Origin of the sequence: Methanosarcina sp. MTP4 (genome assembly GCF_000970045.1) — an archaeon.
Classification (GTDB): Archaea; Halobacteriota; Methanosarcinia; order Methanosarcinales; family Methanosarcinaceae; genus MTP4.
The window spans coordinates 1,211,607-1,227,207 of sequence record NZ_CP009505.1 but is presented as its reverse complement, the minus strand read 5'-3'; the positions used below and the strand labels follow the sequence as shown (position 1 = coordinate 1,227,207).

The following is a 15,601-nucleotide window of genomic DNA, read 5'->3' as shown; positions in this document are numbered from 1 at the left end:
ATAAACCATAATGACATTCTAAGTAATTAGCAAAGTTTTGTTTCAATAAATTTCACGAAAGGAAGAAAGAAAATTCAAAGCTCTAACCATTCAGATCCTCAAATCTTCATTCTTGTATTTTCAAACTACTATCAAACACCTGCATCGAACAACAGACCCATTAAATGTAAAGAATTATTGCAACAGCAACTCCAGATTTTATTCTGCTGATGAGGAGCTATTCGGGAGTTCCGGTTTCCTTTTGCACGATAGCAACTTTTTCATTGGCCGGGAAAGCCGGTACGAACTCCACAAATATGGAACAATAAATATTTTCAAATATAGCTTGATTCTTTCATTCCCCAACGCTTATTTTCATAGAACCCGAGATCGGATGATTTTGTCCTGACCATCGAAAAGATGGCTTTTCTTTCCTTACGCTCAGGGACCACTGAAAATAACTGGCAGATACTGCTGCTCTGTGAAATTGTTTGCGGGTTAAAACCCACATAAATAGATGAATTTAAAAAACCGTTTTACTCGTTTTTCAGTGTTAGAAACACTCTAGAATATTCAAGTATGAATTGGGAAGGATTTATCCAGAACCATATAACATTTTCTATTTTAGGTCAAAAATTATATATATAGCAGAATAGAAGTATATTTTTGGGAAAGAAGAACATACCAAAAAACAACAAGACAAAATAATCGGAAGGTTTGACACTTCAGGAATATCCAAGGAAATAAATTCAGGAGGGCATTGTCTCGGAGTCCACGTTAGCCCTAAAGAGCTTGTATCTGGAAGTGGATCCTGCAGGCACTTCAACCTCAAGCTTGAATATTTTTCTTCCCCGGCTCTGAGACGACAGTTTTTTCGGTCCACTCAAGCCAGGAAAGGGTTCTCGGGGAAATTTTCATCCTCGCAGCAACCTGCGTATATTCGGCTGAAATAAATATTCAAAAAAAGACATTTAAGTTATTCATTTGAATATATTTAGTATAATCGGAAAACGAGTAAGGAAAAGAAAAACGAAAAATCAAAAGGCGGTGCTAACTGAATGTTACCGCGGAAACAAATTTGGATACCATAGTTAAAATTAGTATCCAAAAACAAATAGAGAATGAAGAACAACTGTCTTCAAGAATTTACATTTAAACCTAAAAACATATAACTGTTCATATTAATCAGGTTTTGTTATTTCGACGTCCAAACATAGTCACCAGACCGAGAATCGCAATCACTGGCACTACGATGGTTGGAAACTCCGGAATGTTATTGACATCTGTACCAGTCACATATACTTGGGCTATACCTGGTTCTCCACAGAAATAATTAATAGCATTCCATACTTTCGCTTCAACTGGATGATAATAATAGCCTGGGGCTGCATCAGCGGGGACTGTGAGTGTTAAAATTGAAATTTCAGATTCAGTTGGGTCATCTAGTGTGACTGTTGAAGGATTGAAAGTATAAACCCAATCAGGACTCCAATAATTTTCATCAATATTAGCAGGACATTCAGATGTCCTATTAATTGAGAAGAAAACATCTTCAGATGAAAGGTCCGGGATACCTACAATTAACCCACTATCATTTACAATTACATTGTAACTTATTGACTCTCCGGGACTCACAACATATATATTATCTACAGGACTTACTAATAATGAAAATCCGGCAGAACACGTATTTACCATCAAAAACAAAATAAGGATTCCGAAAAACAAATTTTTTATTTTTACCACAACACCACCTCAAATTAAAGGCTACAAATGATAGCACAAAGCTTGAATAAACTGAAGACATCGAGAATAAATTAGGGGATAAGGGCTATTTACTGATAAAATTAGTACATAATAAACTATTCTAAATGTCCCTCCTTTTTTAGAAGTTAAATAGAAAAAATAGATAGCATTCGATACAATAGAAAAATATATATTATATAATTTGTGTAAATAGTAATGACATAAAAGGCAATAAATTACAAAGAGTACTATACAATAAATTATTAAAAGTAAAACTGAACAAAATGCTGGCTTGCATGGAGCTGAAAGGCAAATTAATAAAAAAAGTAATAAGGTGAAATAGAATCCATTTAAACAACTGTTTTAACTCACCAGCAGATATCCGGTATCAAAACCATATAACTCTGAAGTTTCAGATACAACTTTTGCAGAAAAGAGCCTGTACCCCGGACTTATTCCCTCCGAGATCCTGATATTAAGAGGAAGCGAAACATCCTGCCCGGCCCTCAGCTCCACTGTTTTTTCACTCCACTCAAACCAGCCGGGTTCTGCCTGTGAACCAGCCGGGACTTCACTGCCAGTGGCATCAAGGTAGACCCTGAAAATATCATCAACGTTCTGGGTATTTTTGACCCTGATATTTACCAGGATCTCCTCTCCTGCAGTAACGTTATTCGCCCTCGGGAAGACAGTTATATCCGCTCCGCCCTCAAGCAAGAGCACCCTGTAAGGAACTGAAGCTTCGGCACAGCCTCCGGAACCATCCCCGGCAGTTATCTCCAGGACATAAGCTCCGGCCTCTGAAGGAGCAATTATGCTTCCCTTCCAGATCCCATTTTCATTTACAAGCCCGACGTCCTCGCCTGCTATCTCGACTTTTTCAACCCCTGAAGCTGCTTCCACACTAACATTTATAGAAGCTCCGGGCATAGCGTTAGCCGGGAACAGGGTAACCGAACGAATAAGGGAAGACGTTTCACCGGACTCTGAATTAATATCCGGAACCGAACTATCCCCTGCATCTGGCATGCTCTCCGAAACACCTTCTCCTTCGGCGAAAGAACCGGAAGAAGCACCCTGCTGTCCAGGCTCACTTTCTGCCCCAGCAGCGGCAGATTCTTCAGGCTGAGAAGGACTTACGCAACCTGACAAAACCAGAGAGAAAAATAAAACCGATATCAACAGGAATTTCGCTTTTGCTTTCATAGATTCCCACTTCAATTCGTACTCATAACAGTATATTTTTAAGAAAGTATAGGAGAAGGACTTATAAATGTATTTATGTAACTCGGCAAATATATTTGCCAGCAAAAAGAAAATCAAACATACTTACGAAAGGTTGGCAAAATAGTCCCAAAAGAATTAAAAAAAGGAATAAAAACACCGGGACCTGAAGAACTCAGATAAAAAGATCCGGAGGTTTAAATCTCCAGACCGGAGATTCAAACCTTTAGCAAATTTCAAACATTTTCCAAATCTTTACGTTTTTGTTTCCTGACAAACAGCAAGAGAAAGTATTTCAATCACTCGCTGCTGTGGAAAGGACAACTCAGCACCTCATGAGACTATGAGGTAACCTGTGTCAAACCCGTAAACCGACGAGGTCCCGGAGTCCACAGTCACCTTAAAGAGCCTGTAACCCGCAGAAGTGCCTGCAGGCACCTCCACCTCAAGCGGAAATGTCCTTTCCTCTCCTGCTCTTAGCTGCACATCCGTTTCAGTCCAGCCGAAGCCGGAAAGGTCTGCCCAGTAGGATTCAGGTACGCCATCAACGTTTATCCGGATTTTGAAGATGTCGTCGATGTTCTGGGTGTTTTTCACTTTGATACCCACGGAAACGTTATTTCCTGCTACTACACTGCTGGCTCTTGGTGAAACAGCTATGTCAGCTCCACCTTCAAGCAGAACAACGTGATACGGGACTGAAGTTTCAGCGGTGTTGCCGGCGGCGTCACTTGCTGTTATCGACAGGGAATAGTCACCGACCGACGAAGGAGCGATTATGCTGCCCTGCCAGATGTCTTCTGTTTTTGTGAGCTGGGTATCGCCTGCTGTTACTTCTGTGACTCCAACGTTGTCCGTGGCATTTACACCGATTTCAATGGTAGAGCCTGCCGAGGTGTTAGCAGGGAACAAATCACAGGTAATTGTCGGAGGTACATTGTCAGGGATGACCGGGCATACTAAGTTAAGAGTTATACCCTTCATTTTATCTGGATAAACAATTCCACTCTCACTACTGTATTCAACTGCTGTTTCAATCTTATAAGTTCCTGCAGAGAGAGGAGTATGCAACTCATAATTTAAAATTTTGAAGTTTTCTAAACCTTCACAACTTAGATTATCCATTTCCCACATAACACAATTCGTTGAAACATCATACACACCATTATCAGAAATTAATGAAGCGTAGAATCCCTCTGGTAAACTCTCTGTTATAACTAAGTTTACTGCGTCTACATCTCCACTATTCCTTATCTCTGTGAAAACGGTAGTAGATTCTCCAGCAACCAGTGATGTTTCAGAAGCACTCTTCGCCACAGAAAGGTCAACCAGTGGTTTTGGAGGCTCAGTTTTTGTTGAATAACCAAAGGTTATATTTTTGTAAAGATATGCTTCATGTGCACTTTCATTGTATTGTAATGGGAATATTCTAAAGACGACAGTTTTGTTGCCATTTACTTCATTTACAACTTCGTATTCAACAGTCTTGATAGGATATAGCTCAGATAAATTTAGCTCTTCCCCAGAATAACCACTATCAATCTCTGATATGGAACCCAAATTTGCCACAGGTAGCATAATATTGTCCAATATCTCCGAATCATAGTTGAACTGATTTATCAAATTATTAATATCAAGTCCTGAAGGTAAAGTGATTACTTCAACTATCTCTGGTACTATGTATTCCCCATGACGTGAAACGGTATCAGCGCCAGGTATTGTTATTAATTCACGGTCCCCCTCTGCTGTAGTTATTTTTTGCTTATTGTAGGAGGTAATAAATATCTTCATAGAGATATCACCGTTAACTGTTTTTTGGAGTTCATACCCGCAGGGACCCGGCGGATCATTTGGAACGTAAACTTCATAGGTAGGGATTCCATAAAGATGCATCTCTTTAGCTACCATTTGATGGTGAGGATCGTTATTGGCAAAAAGCATCTTTCTCTTTGCCATGAGAACACTTTTCCCTGTGCTATTTTTCTTTAGTATATCAAAAAATCCATCAAAAAAATCATTACCAGCGTAAGGAGTACCTCCAGTCGAACCCAAATAGCCTGTCGCTCCTTCGTCTAAAAATGAAAGTGGCATATTAGTATCAGGAGAATCATCAGAATATGTCGAACCTCCATGACAAGCTATTGTAGCAAAGAAAGGATGAGTCTCGGATAAAAGTACCTCATCAGCTCTTATTATCTTCTTATAAGGCTCGAAGGTAGTATGATCACTGAATCTATGAATATCAAACCCAGGATCTCTAAAATTATTACCATGACACACAGTGTAAATCAGAGTGTTTTCCTCATCTAACCTATTCAGGAATGTTAATCTCCCCGCAGTAATATCTGCTATGTCATCTTTTTCTTCATAATATCTATACACACTGTCATTTTCAAATCCCCAACTAGTGTTGAGTAAATTCGCAACTTGTTTAGTTTCAGACAAGCCCAACGCACAGCTTACAACAGTTACATTCTCTGTTTTATACTGCGTAGAGGCCTGAATCAGAGTAGAAGCCATAATAGAAGGAGTCCCAATCAATCTTGAAATCGAAATGTCAGGCCAATCATCACCATTTAAATCACTATATGGCATGTCGCTCCATAAGATATCATGAATACCTTGCGTAGTATATCGATAACCAAGCTCAGAACTTGGACTACTTATTCTGTGGTAAGGTATAATGATATCCGAACCAACAAGAAGCACATGGTCTACTTTTCTATCGATAGCAAGAGTATGCATTATACCACTTGCATATTGAGGCCAACCGTTCCACTGCCATCTTCCATTCTCCGTACATTCAAGATCAGGCAGGTTATAAATCCCATTATAGGCGTCTCCATGGTCACTTTCCCACTCTAGCCGATAGACAGATAGGTTATAAAGCACACCATTGTTGTTTAAACAATAACTTTTTAAATTATTCATTAAACTGTCTACTTCATTTACATCGTAAACCTCTTTCAACCTTAATGGATCCACTACTACCAGAACATCTGCTTCAGAACTTGCCTGAACAAAAGCAACCGGGATCTCTATAGGGGAGGTTCTGACACCTGAAAATGCATCTTCATAGGTGAAGGAACCTTTTTCAGTAATATCTCTTTTTTCTCCAGAAAGTACATTTGGAAGAGTAACTTCATACGAAATGGTCTTTCTCTCGAGAGGGTTAGAGCTTATTGAAGTCAAATCAAGATAGTTTTTATCATAGCTATTATCAAAAGTAACGCTCTTTATGCCACCAGAAGATACTATCTTCAACTCACTCTGGGGTATTGAGCTACCGTCAAACTTGAAAGAATTCCAATCAGGTTCTGAAGAGCCCTGTTTATCTATTATGTTTTCTGTAAGGAGAACATTTTTACCTGCAATTTTTATTTCTTTGAAAAGATTGCATGTTATTGATTTTTTAGCAGTTTCTATATCTCTCCAATAAGCTATTTCGCCTCCCGTACCATCAGCCAACTTTTGCATCTGGATTATTACATATTCAATTCCGGAATTGTCTCCATACATAGGATAAACTATTACAGAATTCTCCTTACATGCATCGATCGCTTTTTGCACCGACTCATCATCTGCAAGGCTCATTGTAGTTGAGTAAGATGTTCCACCTGCATATGGACCTTCATCAGATATCGGGAATATTACCCTGGTCGCACCAGCTCTCCATGGGTAATTTTTGGCGACGTATTCAGTTCCCGGCCCCCAACTCTCGCTATGCATAGCAAGATAATCATCTGAACATTTATAATTCCTGCCGAGCCCATATATTTTGTATGTAACATGAGTGTCATCAGATAACTGATTGACGATGTCACCCATTATGCTACACAAATCATTCCATTCGTTATACATGCTTCCAGATGTATCCACAACGAAAACAATGTCAAGTTCAGATACGGTATTATTTTCTCCTATCACAAAAGTTCCAGAATCTCTTACAGAGCAACCGCTAGATCCCACTATCAGAGACACCTTTGTCTGCACATCTCCACAACTAACATCCACGGGGTCTACATATTTATCAACAGTTACGCAAGGTAATGTGATCTCCATTTTTCCAATAGATCTGGTTCCAACCAGTTGATCCTTCACTTTTCCAGTGCCATCGATAATAGCCATGTACACTTTATATGTTCCATCTGAGTACGTATTTGTAGACCAACCAGGCCAATAATCTTTAAGATTATAACTCTCTCCAGGATTCAAAGAAATATAACTTGTTTTTACCACATCGAAGTTCTTGTCCCATGTTTTGGTTGTGTTATCATATTTCCAGATTTTTGTTACTAAATTTCCGCTTATTTCTTGATTCCCTACGTTAAGCAAACTTGCACTTTCGTTTAAGTTAACGATTTGATTTTTCTGATAAGAAATATTTTCCGTCCTGAAGTTTTGGAAAGCTACTCTTTCTTCATTCCCAACTTCAAAGGAAGAGGTCCATCCTTCTTTTGTTTCGCCTCCAACTTCCAGTTCACCCCAGACATGGTATTGACCCGTATTTATTCCGGTGTTCCATTTAAGCCAGTCTTCATTGGAGACAATTTCTGTGAAATTTTTGACTTCAAATACATCAAGATCAGTAGTATTCTCTTTAATAGCGTAGTACACAATGCTGTTATCACTGCTGTCTTTTACAGCGACTGTAATTTTACAATTTGTTAAAGATACATCACCAACATTTTTGACAGCACCTGATATATTGACAAATTGATTTGCATAAACAAGAGGTTTTGTTTCACAGGGATAGCCTACAGGACAACTTGGAGTCTCCCAGTGGACAGTAAAAACTGCTCTTTCTCCTATTTCTTCTTCAGCTACGGCTCCAGGTACCATGCATAGCAAAAGAGAAATTAATAAAAAGTACCCAAAAATTTTCTTTACCTTTTGTGATATTTTCATTGCAAATACCCCTTAAAAATACAAAGAACATTCTGTTTTGCCTGTAGTTTTATTGATAGTTATTTCCCAGGTAGGATGACCCAACGAAGGGTTTACCTCAGATATTATCCATTCATTTCCTTCAAGAGTAATATTCATGGGCTCTTTTCCCACATTGAAAAAATCTTTGTTAGTACATGCTTCGATTAGTTCCAAAATTTCTTCATTATCCTCTATTGGTATTGTAACAGGCAGAATTACAAAAATTGGAGAAGATTCCTTACATTTCGTTATTTCTATTAAAGTGCTGGTAATTTTTCTGTCTTCGTTATATTCTTTACTTCTCAATAACTCCAGATAGCCAGCTTTGACTCCAAAATCATCATTCCCTTGAATCAGAAGTAGGGATTTTTTTTCATTCCAGGGATTACTCAAAATTTCCAAAATGCCTCTTCTTTTTCCTGGAAAGGTATCAGTGACGGGAACGGCATCTGTTAAACCATATATCTCCAATAACATCCCATTGCTTTGCGGAGTTCCGATTACAATCAGGTTGTTTTTCACTTTATCTTCATAACTTACATCCAAATAACTTTTTATTGTGGGTTCAACGCTGAATGTGTCTTCAAAATAAGATTCAACATCTTCAGCTACTCTTTTTTCCAATTCCGAAACGTTATCCCCAATAACTATCAAAACATCGTCACTGAAAACTTCAGGGATGTCAGATAGATTAAGGGTATCTAGATTTACCGTTTCATCTTCCAAGCAACCACTTATCAATATGAATCCAATAAGCAAAAAAAACATTAGGGAGCTGAAAGGGAGACTTACGCGAGTTTTCAAGAATATCCCACCGATTTTATTGTATTCAAAAATAAAGACAGTAAAAAACGTACGTAGAAACATATATAAAAAATATTCTAAATTTATTAATTACTTGCCAATATATTATTAAAGAGAAGAATATGACCCCAAAATTAAAATAAATGATAACATCAGGTCAAAATTTCGCATTGATAGGAAAATAAGAGCCGTACTTTTATCTCGAAATGATTTTGAATTAACTACTTTGCTGGAAATCATCATTTATTGTGAAACTTAACGTCAGAAGATTAAGTGGATCATTGTCAAAAGGAAAGAAGGAAAAATACCCGCAATGTAGTTGAAATCTAGAAGCTTATATTCAGCAGGTCGACATAATAATTTAGACATTTTTCTTGATGACGTTTTTGTATAAACAATCTCTAACTGAAATCATATGATAACGTTTACATATACTTGGAATCTCGGTTAATATATAAGTAAGAGCATGTGTATGGAACCTATAGAGATTGGATGTGATTCCTGAAATAAGGCAAAAAACGGAATCGGGAAAAATCATTCATAATATGCAAGCCACCTGCCGAAAGCAAGTAGAAGATCTCAATTCATCGAGTTCAACAGATCTTGAAGGCGTATCCCAAAAAGAATCAAATTCCTCGAGTTGGCGCTAATTTTGGCAGGCCAAAAAATCGTCACGTTATGATGAAAGAAATCTAAATGAACAGGCTTATTCCTATCATAAGTTTGGTGTCTGCGACCTTGAGAATATCACAAAAAGCAAGTACAATCAAAAAGAAAAAAGAAAAGCCGCTTAAAAAAGCAGCTTAAACCTCACTTAATGATGCCTGTGCCCATGCGCCTGTTCTCTTTTGAACTTCACGTAGCTTTCACCGGCTGCATCCAGGCACTTCTTGCAGAGCATTGTGTTTTCGGTTACAACGCCTTTTGAGAAGTTGGGGATACGGAGCTCTACGGGGTAGAGGTCGGTTTTTGAGCCGCAGAGCTTGCATTTGCCGGGGGTGCCTGCAAGTTCTTCTTTTTCCACTTTTACGCGGGTTTTGTCGGTGGATTCGAGACAGTTCTCGCAGAGGCCTGTCCAGACTCCTTCGGGGTAGGCAAATTTGAGGAGGGAATGGCAGACCCTCACCGGGTTAACGTTGGGGATTCCGCGTCCTCATAGATCACAATCTTCCACATCGATCCTGCCTACAACATAATGTATTTGAAAGAATAGGGCATAGAGAAAAATGCAATGGGCTTTAAAATACAGAAGGTCGGGAAAGAGGCTCTATGTACCGTGCTCCCTGAATTTTTTAAGGCAAGGGAATATGTGGAACTTGCATATCTCTTCGGTTCGACAGCCGAAGGCACAGAAGGGCCGTTAAGTGATATTGATATAGCTGTGTATCTTTCCGGCAAACTTACGAAAGGAGAAAGGATAGAAAAGCGCCTGGAATTAATGGGAGAGCTTGCAACCCTCCTCAAAACCGATTACGTAGACCTTCTGGTGATGAACGATGCTGCACCTGTTATTAACTTTGAGGCAATAAAGCCCAATGTGCCGTTATTCGTTAGAAATGAAGACCTGAAACTGGACGTGGAGCAGCGTGTCATGTCCAGATACCTGGACAGAAAGCACCATGAAGACTTTTTAAACAGGGAATTGCTGAAACGAATCAGGGAGAAGAGAGGTATTCCGAATGTCAGCAGCAGATAAGATATATAGAAAGCTAAACTTTATGCAGCGCTGTGTGGACTACCTGAAATCAATAGATCTCGAAAGCACGGACCTTGAAAGCAATTATGAAAAGCGCTCCGCGGTCGAGAGAAATTTCCAACTGGCAATTGAATGTGCCATTGACATCGGAGAAATCATCATCTCAAAAGAGGGATTTGAAAGGCCTGAAGACTACAGGACTGTATTCCGGATTCTTGGCAGGCACGAAATAATCCCTAACGAATTCTCAGAGGAATTCGCTTTTGCAGCAGGGTTCAGAAATGTTCTGGTTCATATATATGAGGAAGTGGACCTTGACGTCTTAAAAAAAATGCTTGCTGAAAACCTGGACGACTTTGATACATTTGCCTTTTACGCTGCAGAATACGCAGAGAAACTTACAGAATAAAGCTTAGTACTTTCCTTAAATATTTTACTACGCTAGCCTTGAAATCGATGGTATAAGCTGCCATTGCTCCGACTTCACAAATTTCTTTTTATTTATTCGAAACTAATAGTCTTCTCGTTACGTCTTTCTGCAACGATAGCCAGGTCGTGGAGATCCTCTTTCATTTTTTCATATTCTTCGATAGGAAGAATAATCGCCACCTTTTCCCCATTTTCATCGACCACGTATTGTTCATGCGCTACAGTCACATAGTCACCTTTTTCAGGAAAAAACATGAAATCCTTTTTTATATGCATTTATCTTCCTTTCAGGTATAACCTTTTTTCGTAAATTAAGCCTCGAGAAAAAATCACCTACCCAAGTTCAGGCATGCCTGAGTGCTGGAGTATATTGAGAAGAAAGAAAATAATGTTGGATGAAAACACAATCATCATCTTTTTTCTGTCGCTTTTCAGAACCTCGGGCTCTCACCGGACGCCGAAGGCGGCCGGCTTTTCCATAAGGAAACATAAATAAGAGAGAAAATAACCCAAAAAAGCTAAACAAAAAAACCAAGAGCGGGATAAAAGAACCCGCGTTTTTAACCAGAAATGGATGTGTTTGACCAAAGATTACCTTTTTTCCCGTTGTTCTCCCTAACATTTGAAGACTCGATAACCGTTATCGTATCCATACCCTCAAAGACAGCCATACCCGAATCAATCTCGTTTTCATACCCTACTTTGCCTTCAAAAGTTATGATTACCTCATCACCGGCTCCAAGGATGGCTTCGACTTCTTCCCGGTCAAACTTAAGCATTCTCTCAAGAATTCCGTCGCCGTCAGTATCCTTCAGGTATTCACTTTTATTGGTAACGAATTCGTACTGAGGGTCCGAAACAGCCGGAACTACACCGTTCAGGAACACACCGGATGCATCGATTCCAGAGACGTCGTATCCATCAGGAAGTTCGATATATACAGTGACCCATTTGCCGCCGCTGCCAAGGTTAAGGGTATCTGGGTCGAAGTTGATTTCGGCTTCAACCGGGATGATATCTTCTACTTCCGTGACCAGCACATTATCAAACAGCACTCTGGTATGACCACAGTTATCTCCCGAAAGCCTCACACACTTATAGGTTCCATCTGCCGGAAGTGGCAAATTTTCTCCAATCAACTCGCCGTCCAGCCATACATCATAAATCCTGTCAACTATGTCAATTTTTACTTTAACATGATACCACTGGTTTAAATTGTAAGGAACTTCTCCAGGCCCAACAAGCATGTTTGCTCCGAAACCCACAAGACCATAGGCTCTTCCCCATCCAACGTTGGGGTCCACAAGGCTTACATAAGAATTGACCCAACCGGTTGAAGATCCAGGTTTTACCACATTTACATCAACTTCGAAGATAACCTGATCAGGAGTTTCAGGCAATGGGCGATCTGCACAAGCAGCCCAGCCAGATCGCCCTTCAAGTTTTAAGGAATTTGGAGAGGATACAGATTGGGAGTTGTCAACTATCTGATATGAAGCCCCATAACCACTATACTTAAGATTCCAGCCCCCTGAAGAGGGAAATACCCCAACAGGATAGGAATCGAAATTATCTTCAAAAATTGCATTATCAGCAGCTGAATTTGCTGAAGCTATTCCACTTGCCATCGTTCCAAATAGAACAAAAGCGACAAATAAACTAAGCACTCTCTGAGTAAATGTCATACTAATCGCCCCATCACCCCGTAATTTAAATTATTTAGTTTATGAATAAAGATATTTACAAAGAAAGGATGATGCTTTTACAGTAAATAAATGTTACTACTGTACTGAACAAGATCTAACAACATTTATTGGAAACTAAAATTAGAAATGACATCAACAGAGGAAAAATACACAGTATACTGTGAGATACAAAAATTTAGTAAGTATACACTCAAAATGCCTATTTGAAAATTAATATTTAAAACCAGAAATTAAAAACCAACAAACAAACACCTTAAAAAAGAATCCACCAAAAAAGAAAAACGGAAACACAAAAAAGAGGGAAAGGTATTGACCCTTTACCTCCAGTAATTTATTTTTACTGCTTCCTCAATAAGTAGAGAACAGCCAGAAGTCCTGAAATCGCAAATGCGATTTGGAATCCCGGAATCTTTTTTTCTTCAGCAGCACCCTCCGTTTCTGAAGTTGCGGGTTCTTCAGTAGCTGTTGGAATCTCAGAATCCATCAAATTTTCAGCGGGTTCTGCTTCTTCGGGGGATATATCTACATTCCGCACATCCCGAAGTGATTCATCTCCTTCTTCAGGCTCTTCCATCTCATTAGAGGCCGGTGCAGGTTCTGCGGGAATTATCCTGGCACTTCCCTTTCCTTTCCCACCTCTGTGAGCTCCTTTTTCTTCTGGGATTGTTTTTGTTACGGCTGTTGCATTGACCCAGGTCTCATTTACATTCCCGTAAATATCCACCGTGTGTGTACCGATTGTGTAACTTGTTTCGGGTTCGAGCCCTGTGGCATTGAAGTATTCGGCAGAGGTGTTGGTCTGGAAGATGCCGTTAAGGTATATTTCGGTGCGTGAGAAGTCGGGGTCTGAGGGGTTGGTCCAGGTGAAGTTGATCCAGCTTGAGCCGGAACTTGATTCAAGATTGCTAACCCCCGTACTGCCAATTATTATGGTTTGAATAGAATCAGGCTCTTTTGTTTCATCAATTGTCCCATCGTCATCCGTATCAATCATCATCTCATATTTTTGTGTTGTGAGATTGATCGGGATAGTAGCAACAGTGTTTTTAGTCAACGGCACGAATTCATAAAATACTTCGGTAGTTCCTGAATCAGATCTCTGTTTTATAGTGAAATTGAAGTGCTGCTCTTCTACAGAATTTAGCTCATTCTCTGAAAAATTCGCCCTGATTTCAAAAACATATTCTTCGCCGGTATTGTAAAGCAAAATTGTTTCAGGAGCGCTATAATTAGTAGTATCATATAAGGTAACAGTGTAGCCACTGAAATAGAATGAATCCGGAATATTCCGGTCAATTTTTCCGGAGGAAGGACCCGTATGTCTGCCTTCCGAATCATAGGCGTTTAAGTCCGCAGGACAACTTAAAGACCCGGATATCATTGTTGGTCTTTCAAGAGTCAGCTCTACCGGCTGTTGTATAAAAATATCCCCTTCTTTGAATTCTATTGTCCTGTAACCGGGTGCAAAATATTCACTGTGTTTGGCAAGGCTCTGGGTCTGTACAAACAAAGGGAATTCATTTAAAGGAAATTCATTTAGAAGAAGTTCATTTGCAAAAAAAGGCGTTCCTGCTGAATCAATGATATGGGACTGATGAGTATGGCCTGAGATTACGAGTTTCACATTGTAATCTTCACAGTAATCTATAAATTGCACTCTGTTAAACGCAATGCAACCATCGTTCCCACCGGGCTCAGATTGGGGAAGTCCGGTACCATCCGGGTTTTCATCATCGACTGAGGTGCATCGAATTGCCGGATGATGCATAAAAATAATTTTAGGCTTATTTCTATCCAGTTCTTTTAAAGCATCAATTTGAGTATCATTGAGACCGAATGATTCAGGTGTGGGATCAAAGAATTGACCCCATGTCAAATAATAGGCATCGTAATCGGACAATGAATCAAGGCCTATAAACATATAGTCGCCGACTTCTATTGAATAATCATTGAAGTCATCGGAAAGATAATTTTTTCTTTCCGGCAGCAGCGGTTCTACTCGCTCATTATACTCTTCAAGGTCATCAATTATACTTCCATTTGAATCAATAATAGCCTTAGTCCGGCGATCATGGTTTCCAGGTACACAGAGAACTCTTTCCGTACAATTATTTATTGAAAATATTCCATTCCAGAAATCATCAAAATATTCCTCTTCATTATACTCAACCAGGTCACCGGTCACAAGAATTAAGGAATGGGACGGATCTAACTGATTTGCGGCAAGAATCCCCTCTGCAAAAAATTCTCTTTTTTCATCCGGAGTTTCTTCACCCGCAAATAACCTTTGAGGCATCCCCATGTGAATATCTGCGAAATGAACTACAGTAAAATCTTCAGAAGCAACAGGATTACCTTTAGAAATAACAGAATTAGACACAGGGATGTTATTTCCATCTAGTTCTCCTATATTTCCAACAAGTTCAAGATTGATTTCTTCTGCAGAAGTAACACTCATAAGGAACAAAAAGAAAATAACTATCGTTAAGTAAACTCGTTTGTAATTAATGTTCACTTAAAAACCTCCAAAAATAATAAAATAATATCTAAACTAATTTTAATCAGGTTCCGTATTCTCAGGCGCATAGATGCCTCTTGATGTAGAATCATGCGCTGAAATTTAAGCAATTTATCACTTTTGTGGGAGTCAAAATAGACATCAACTGGAACTTCCGACTCTCCCACATTATAACAAATATACATAAATAATTTTTTAAAAAATCAGATGATTAATTAAAAAGAGTTATAAAAATCAAATTATGTGCTACTATCCACCCTGGACAAACAGTCAGACAATTACTTTCAATAAGATAAAAATTCCTTATTGCCGGGAGTGCCTTCAAGTTCTCCTTTTTCCACTTTTACGCGGGTTTTGTCGGCGGATTCGAGACAGTTCTCACAGAGAACGCTCGATCCTAAAAATCAAGAGATCAAATAAGAAAATATGCCAGCTTATTTAGTGGCAAGAATTTGGAAAATTTTATTACTTTTGAATGTCAAAATTGGTTAATAACATTTAATAAAATAAAGAAGGTTACAATCTGAAACCACTTATGATATGTAAAGTTGAAGTGCCACCGTTATTTAG

General features: G+C 39.0%; 10 protein-coding genes. 2 read left to right on the top strand and 8 right to left on the bottom strand.

Annotated features, from left to right (window positions below; genetic code table 11):
• Positions 1-1,164: 1,164 nt before the first annotated feature.
• From MSMTP_RS05285 to fpoO, 5 genes are all read right to left on the bottom strand, one after another.
• Complete coding sequence (locus MSMTP_RS05285) at positions 1,165-1,725, bottom strand: PEF-CTERM sorting domain-containing protein (RefSeq protein WP_048178134.1); 561 nt, start codon at positions 1,723-1,725, stop codon at positions 1,165-1,167.
• Between the two features lie 363 nt (positions 1,726-2,088).
• Positions 2,089-2,931 (bottom strand): hypothetical protein, encoded by an 843-nt coding sequence (locus MSMTP_RS05280; protein WP_048178133.1) that lies wholly within the window; start codon positions 2,929-2,931, stop codon positions 2,089-2,091.
• Positions 2,932-3,282: 351 nt separating this feature from the next.
• Entirely contained in the window at positions 3,283-7,857 is a 4,575-nt protein-coding gene (locus tag MSMTP_RS05275; protein ID WP_048178132.1) for a DUF11 domain-containing protein, read from the bottom strand.
• Between the two features lie 12 nt (positions 7,858-7,869).
• A complete protein-coding gene (locus MSMTP_RS05270; protein ID WP_197076144.1) occupies positions 7,870-8,604 on the bottom strand; it encodes a hypothetical protein in 735 nt (244 codons plus the stop codon).
• A gap of 892 nt (positions 8,605-9,496) precedes the next feature.
• Positions 9,497-9,826 (bottom strand): F420H2 dehydrogenase subunit FpoO, encoded by a 330-nt coding sequence (fpoO, locus tag MSMTP_RS05265; protein ID WP_255351035.1) that lies wholly within the window; start codon positions 9,824-9,826, stop codon positions 9,497-9,499.
• A gap of 87 nt (positions 9,827-9,913) precedes the next feature.
• On the opposite strand from fpoO, the gene MSMTP_RS05260 reads away from it, so the two are divergent.
• Both MSMTP_RS05260 and MSMTP_RS05255 read left to right on the top strand, forming a co-directional pair.
• Positions 9,914-10,378, top strand: a complete 465-nt coding sequence (locus MSMTP_RS05260; protein WP_048178130.1) for a nucleotidyltransferase domain-containing protein — start codon at positions 9,914-9,916, stop codon at positions 10,376-10,378.
• Positions 10,362-10,787 carry a DUF86 domain-containing protein gene (locus MSMTP_RS05255; RefSeq protein WP_048178129.1) on the top strand — a complete coding sequence of 142 codons (426 nt, stop codon included), beginning with the start codon at positions 10,362-10,364 and terminating at the stop codon, positions 10,785-10,787. Before MSMTP_RS05260 ends, MSMTP_RS05255 begins: the two co-directional genes overlap by 17 nt.
• Before the next feature lie 92 nt (positions 10,788-10,879).
• Here the strand turns inward: MSMTP_RS05255 and MSMTP_RS05250 are convergent, their stop codons facing one another.
• The 3 genes from MSMTP_RS05250 to MSMTP_RS05240 all read right to left on the bottom strand — a co-directional run bounded on the left by MSMTP_RS05250 (position 10,880) and on the right by MSMTP_RS05240 (position 15,028).
• Complete coding sequence (locus MSMTP_RS05250) at positions 10,880-11,035, bottom strand: type II toxin-antitoxin system Phd/YefM family antitoxin (RefSeq protein WP_197076143.1); 156 nt, start codon at positions 11,033-11,035, stop codon at positions 10,880-10,882.
• Between the two features lie 332 nt (positions 11,036-11,367).
• Positions 11,368-12,492: a hypothetical protein gene (locus MSMTP_RS05245; protein ID WP_156153686.1), complete on the bottom strand. Its 1,125-nt coding sequence runs from the start codon at positions 12,490-12,492 to the stop codon at positions 11,368-11,370.
• Positions 12,493-12,850: 358 nt separating this feature from the next.
• Complete coding sequence (locus tag MSMTP_RS05240; RefSeq protein ID WP_048178127.1) at positions 12,851-15,028, bottom strand: metallophosphoesterase; 2,178 nt, start codon at positions 15,026-15,028, stop codon at positions 12,851-12,853.
• Between the last annotated feature and the right edge of the window lie 573 nt (positions 15,029-15,601).

Excerpts from the sequence above, each read along its gene's own strand:
- MSMTP_RS05280 (WP_048178133.1), bottom strand. The coding sequence starts at position 2,931 with ATGAAAGCAAAAGCGAAATTCCTGTTGATATCGGTTTTATTTTTCTCT.
- MSMTP_RS05275 (WP_048178132.1), bottom strand. The coding sequence starts at position 7,857 with ATGAAAATATCACAAAAGGTAAAGAAAATTTTTGGGTACTTTTTATTA.
- MSMTP_RS05260 (WP_048178130.1), top strand. The coding sequence starts at position 9,914 with ATGGGCTTTAAAATACAGAAGGTCGGGAAAGAGGCTCTATGTACCGTG.
- MSMTP_RS05255 (WP_048178129.1), top strand. The coding sequence starts at position 10,362 with ATGTCAGCAGCAGATAAGATATATAGAAAGCTAAACTTTATGCAGCGC.
- MSMTP_RS05245 (WP_156153686.1), bottom strand. The coding sequence starts at position 12,492 with ATGACATTTACTCAGAGAGTGCTTAGTTTATTTGTCGCTTTTGTTCTA.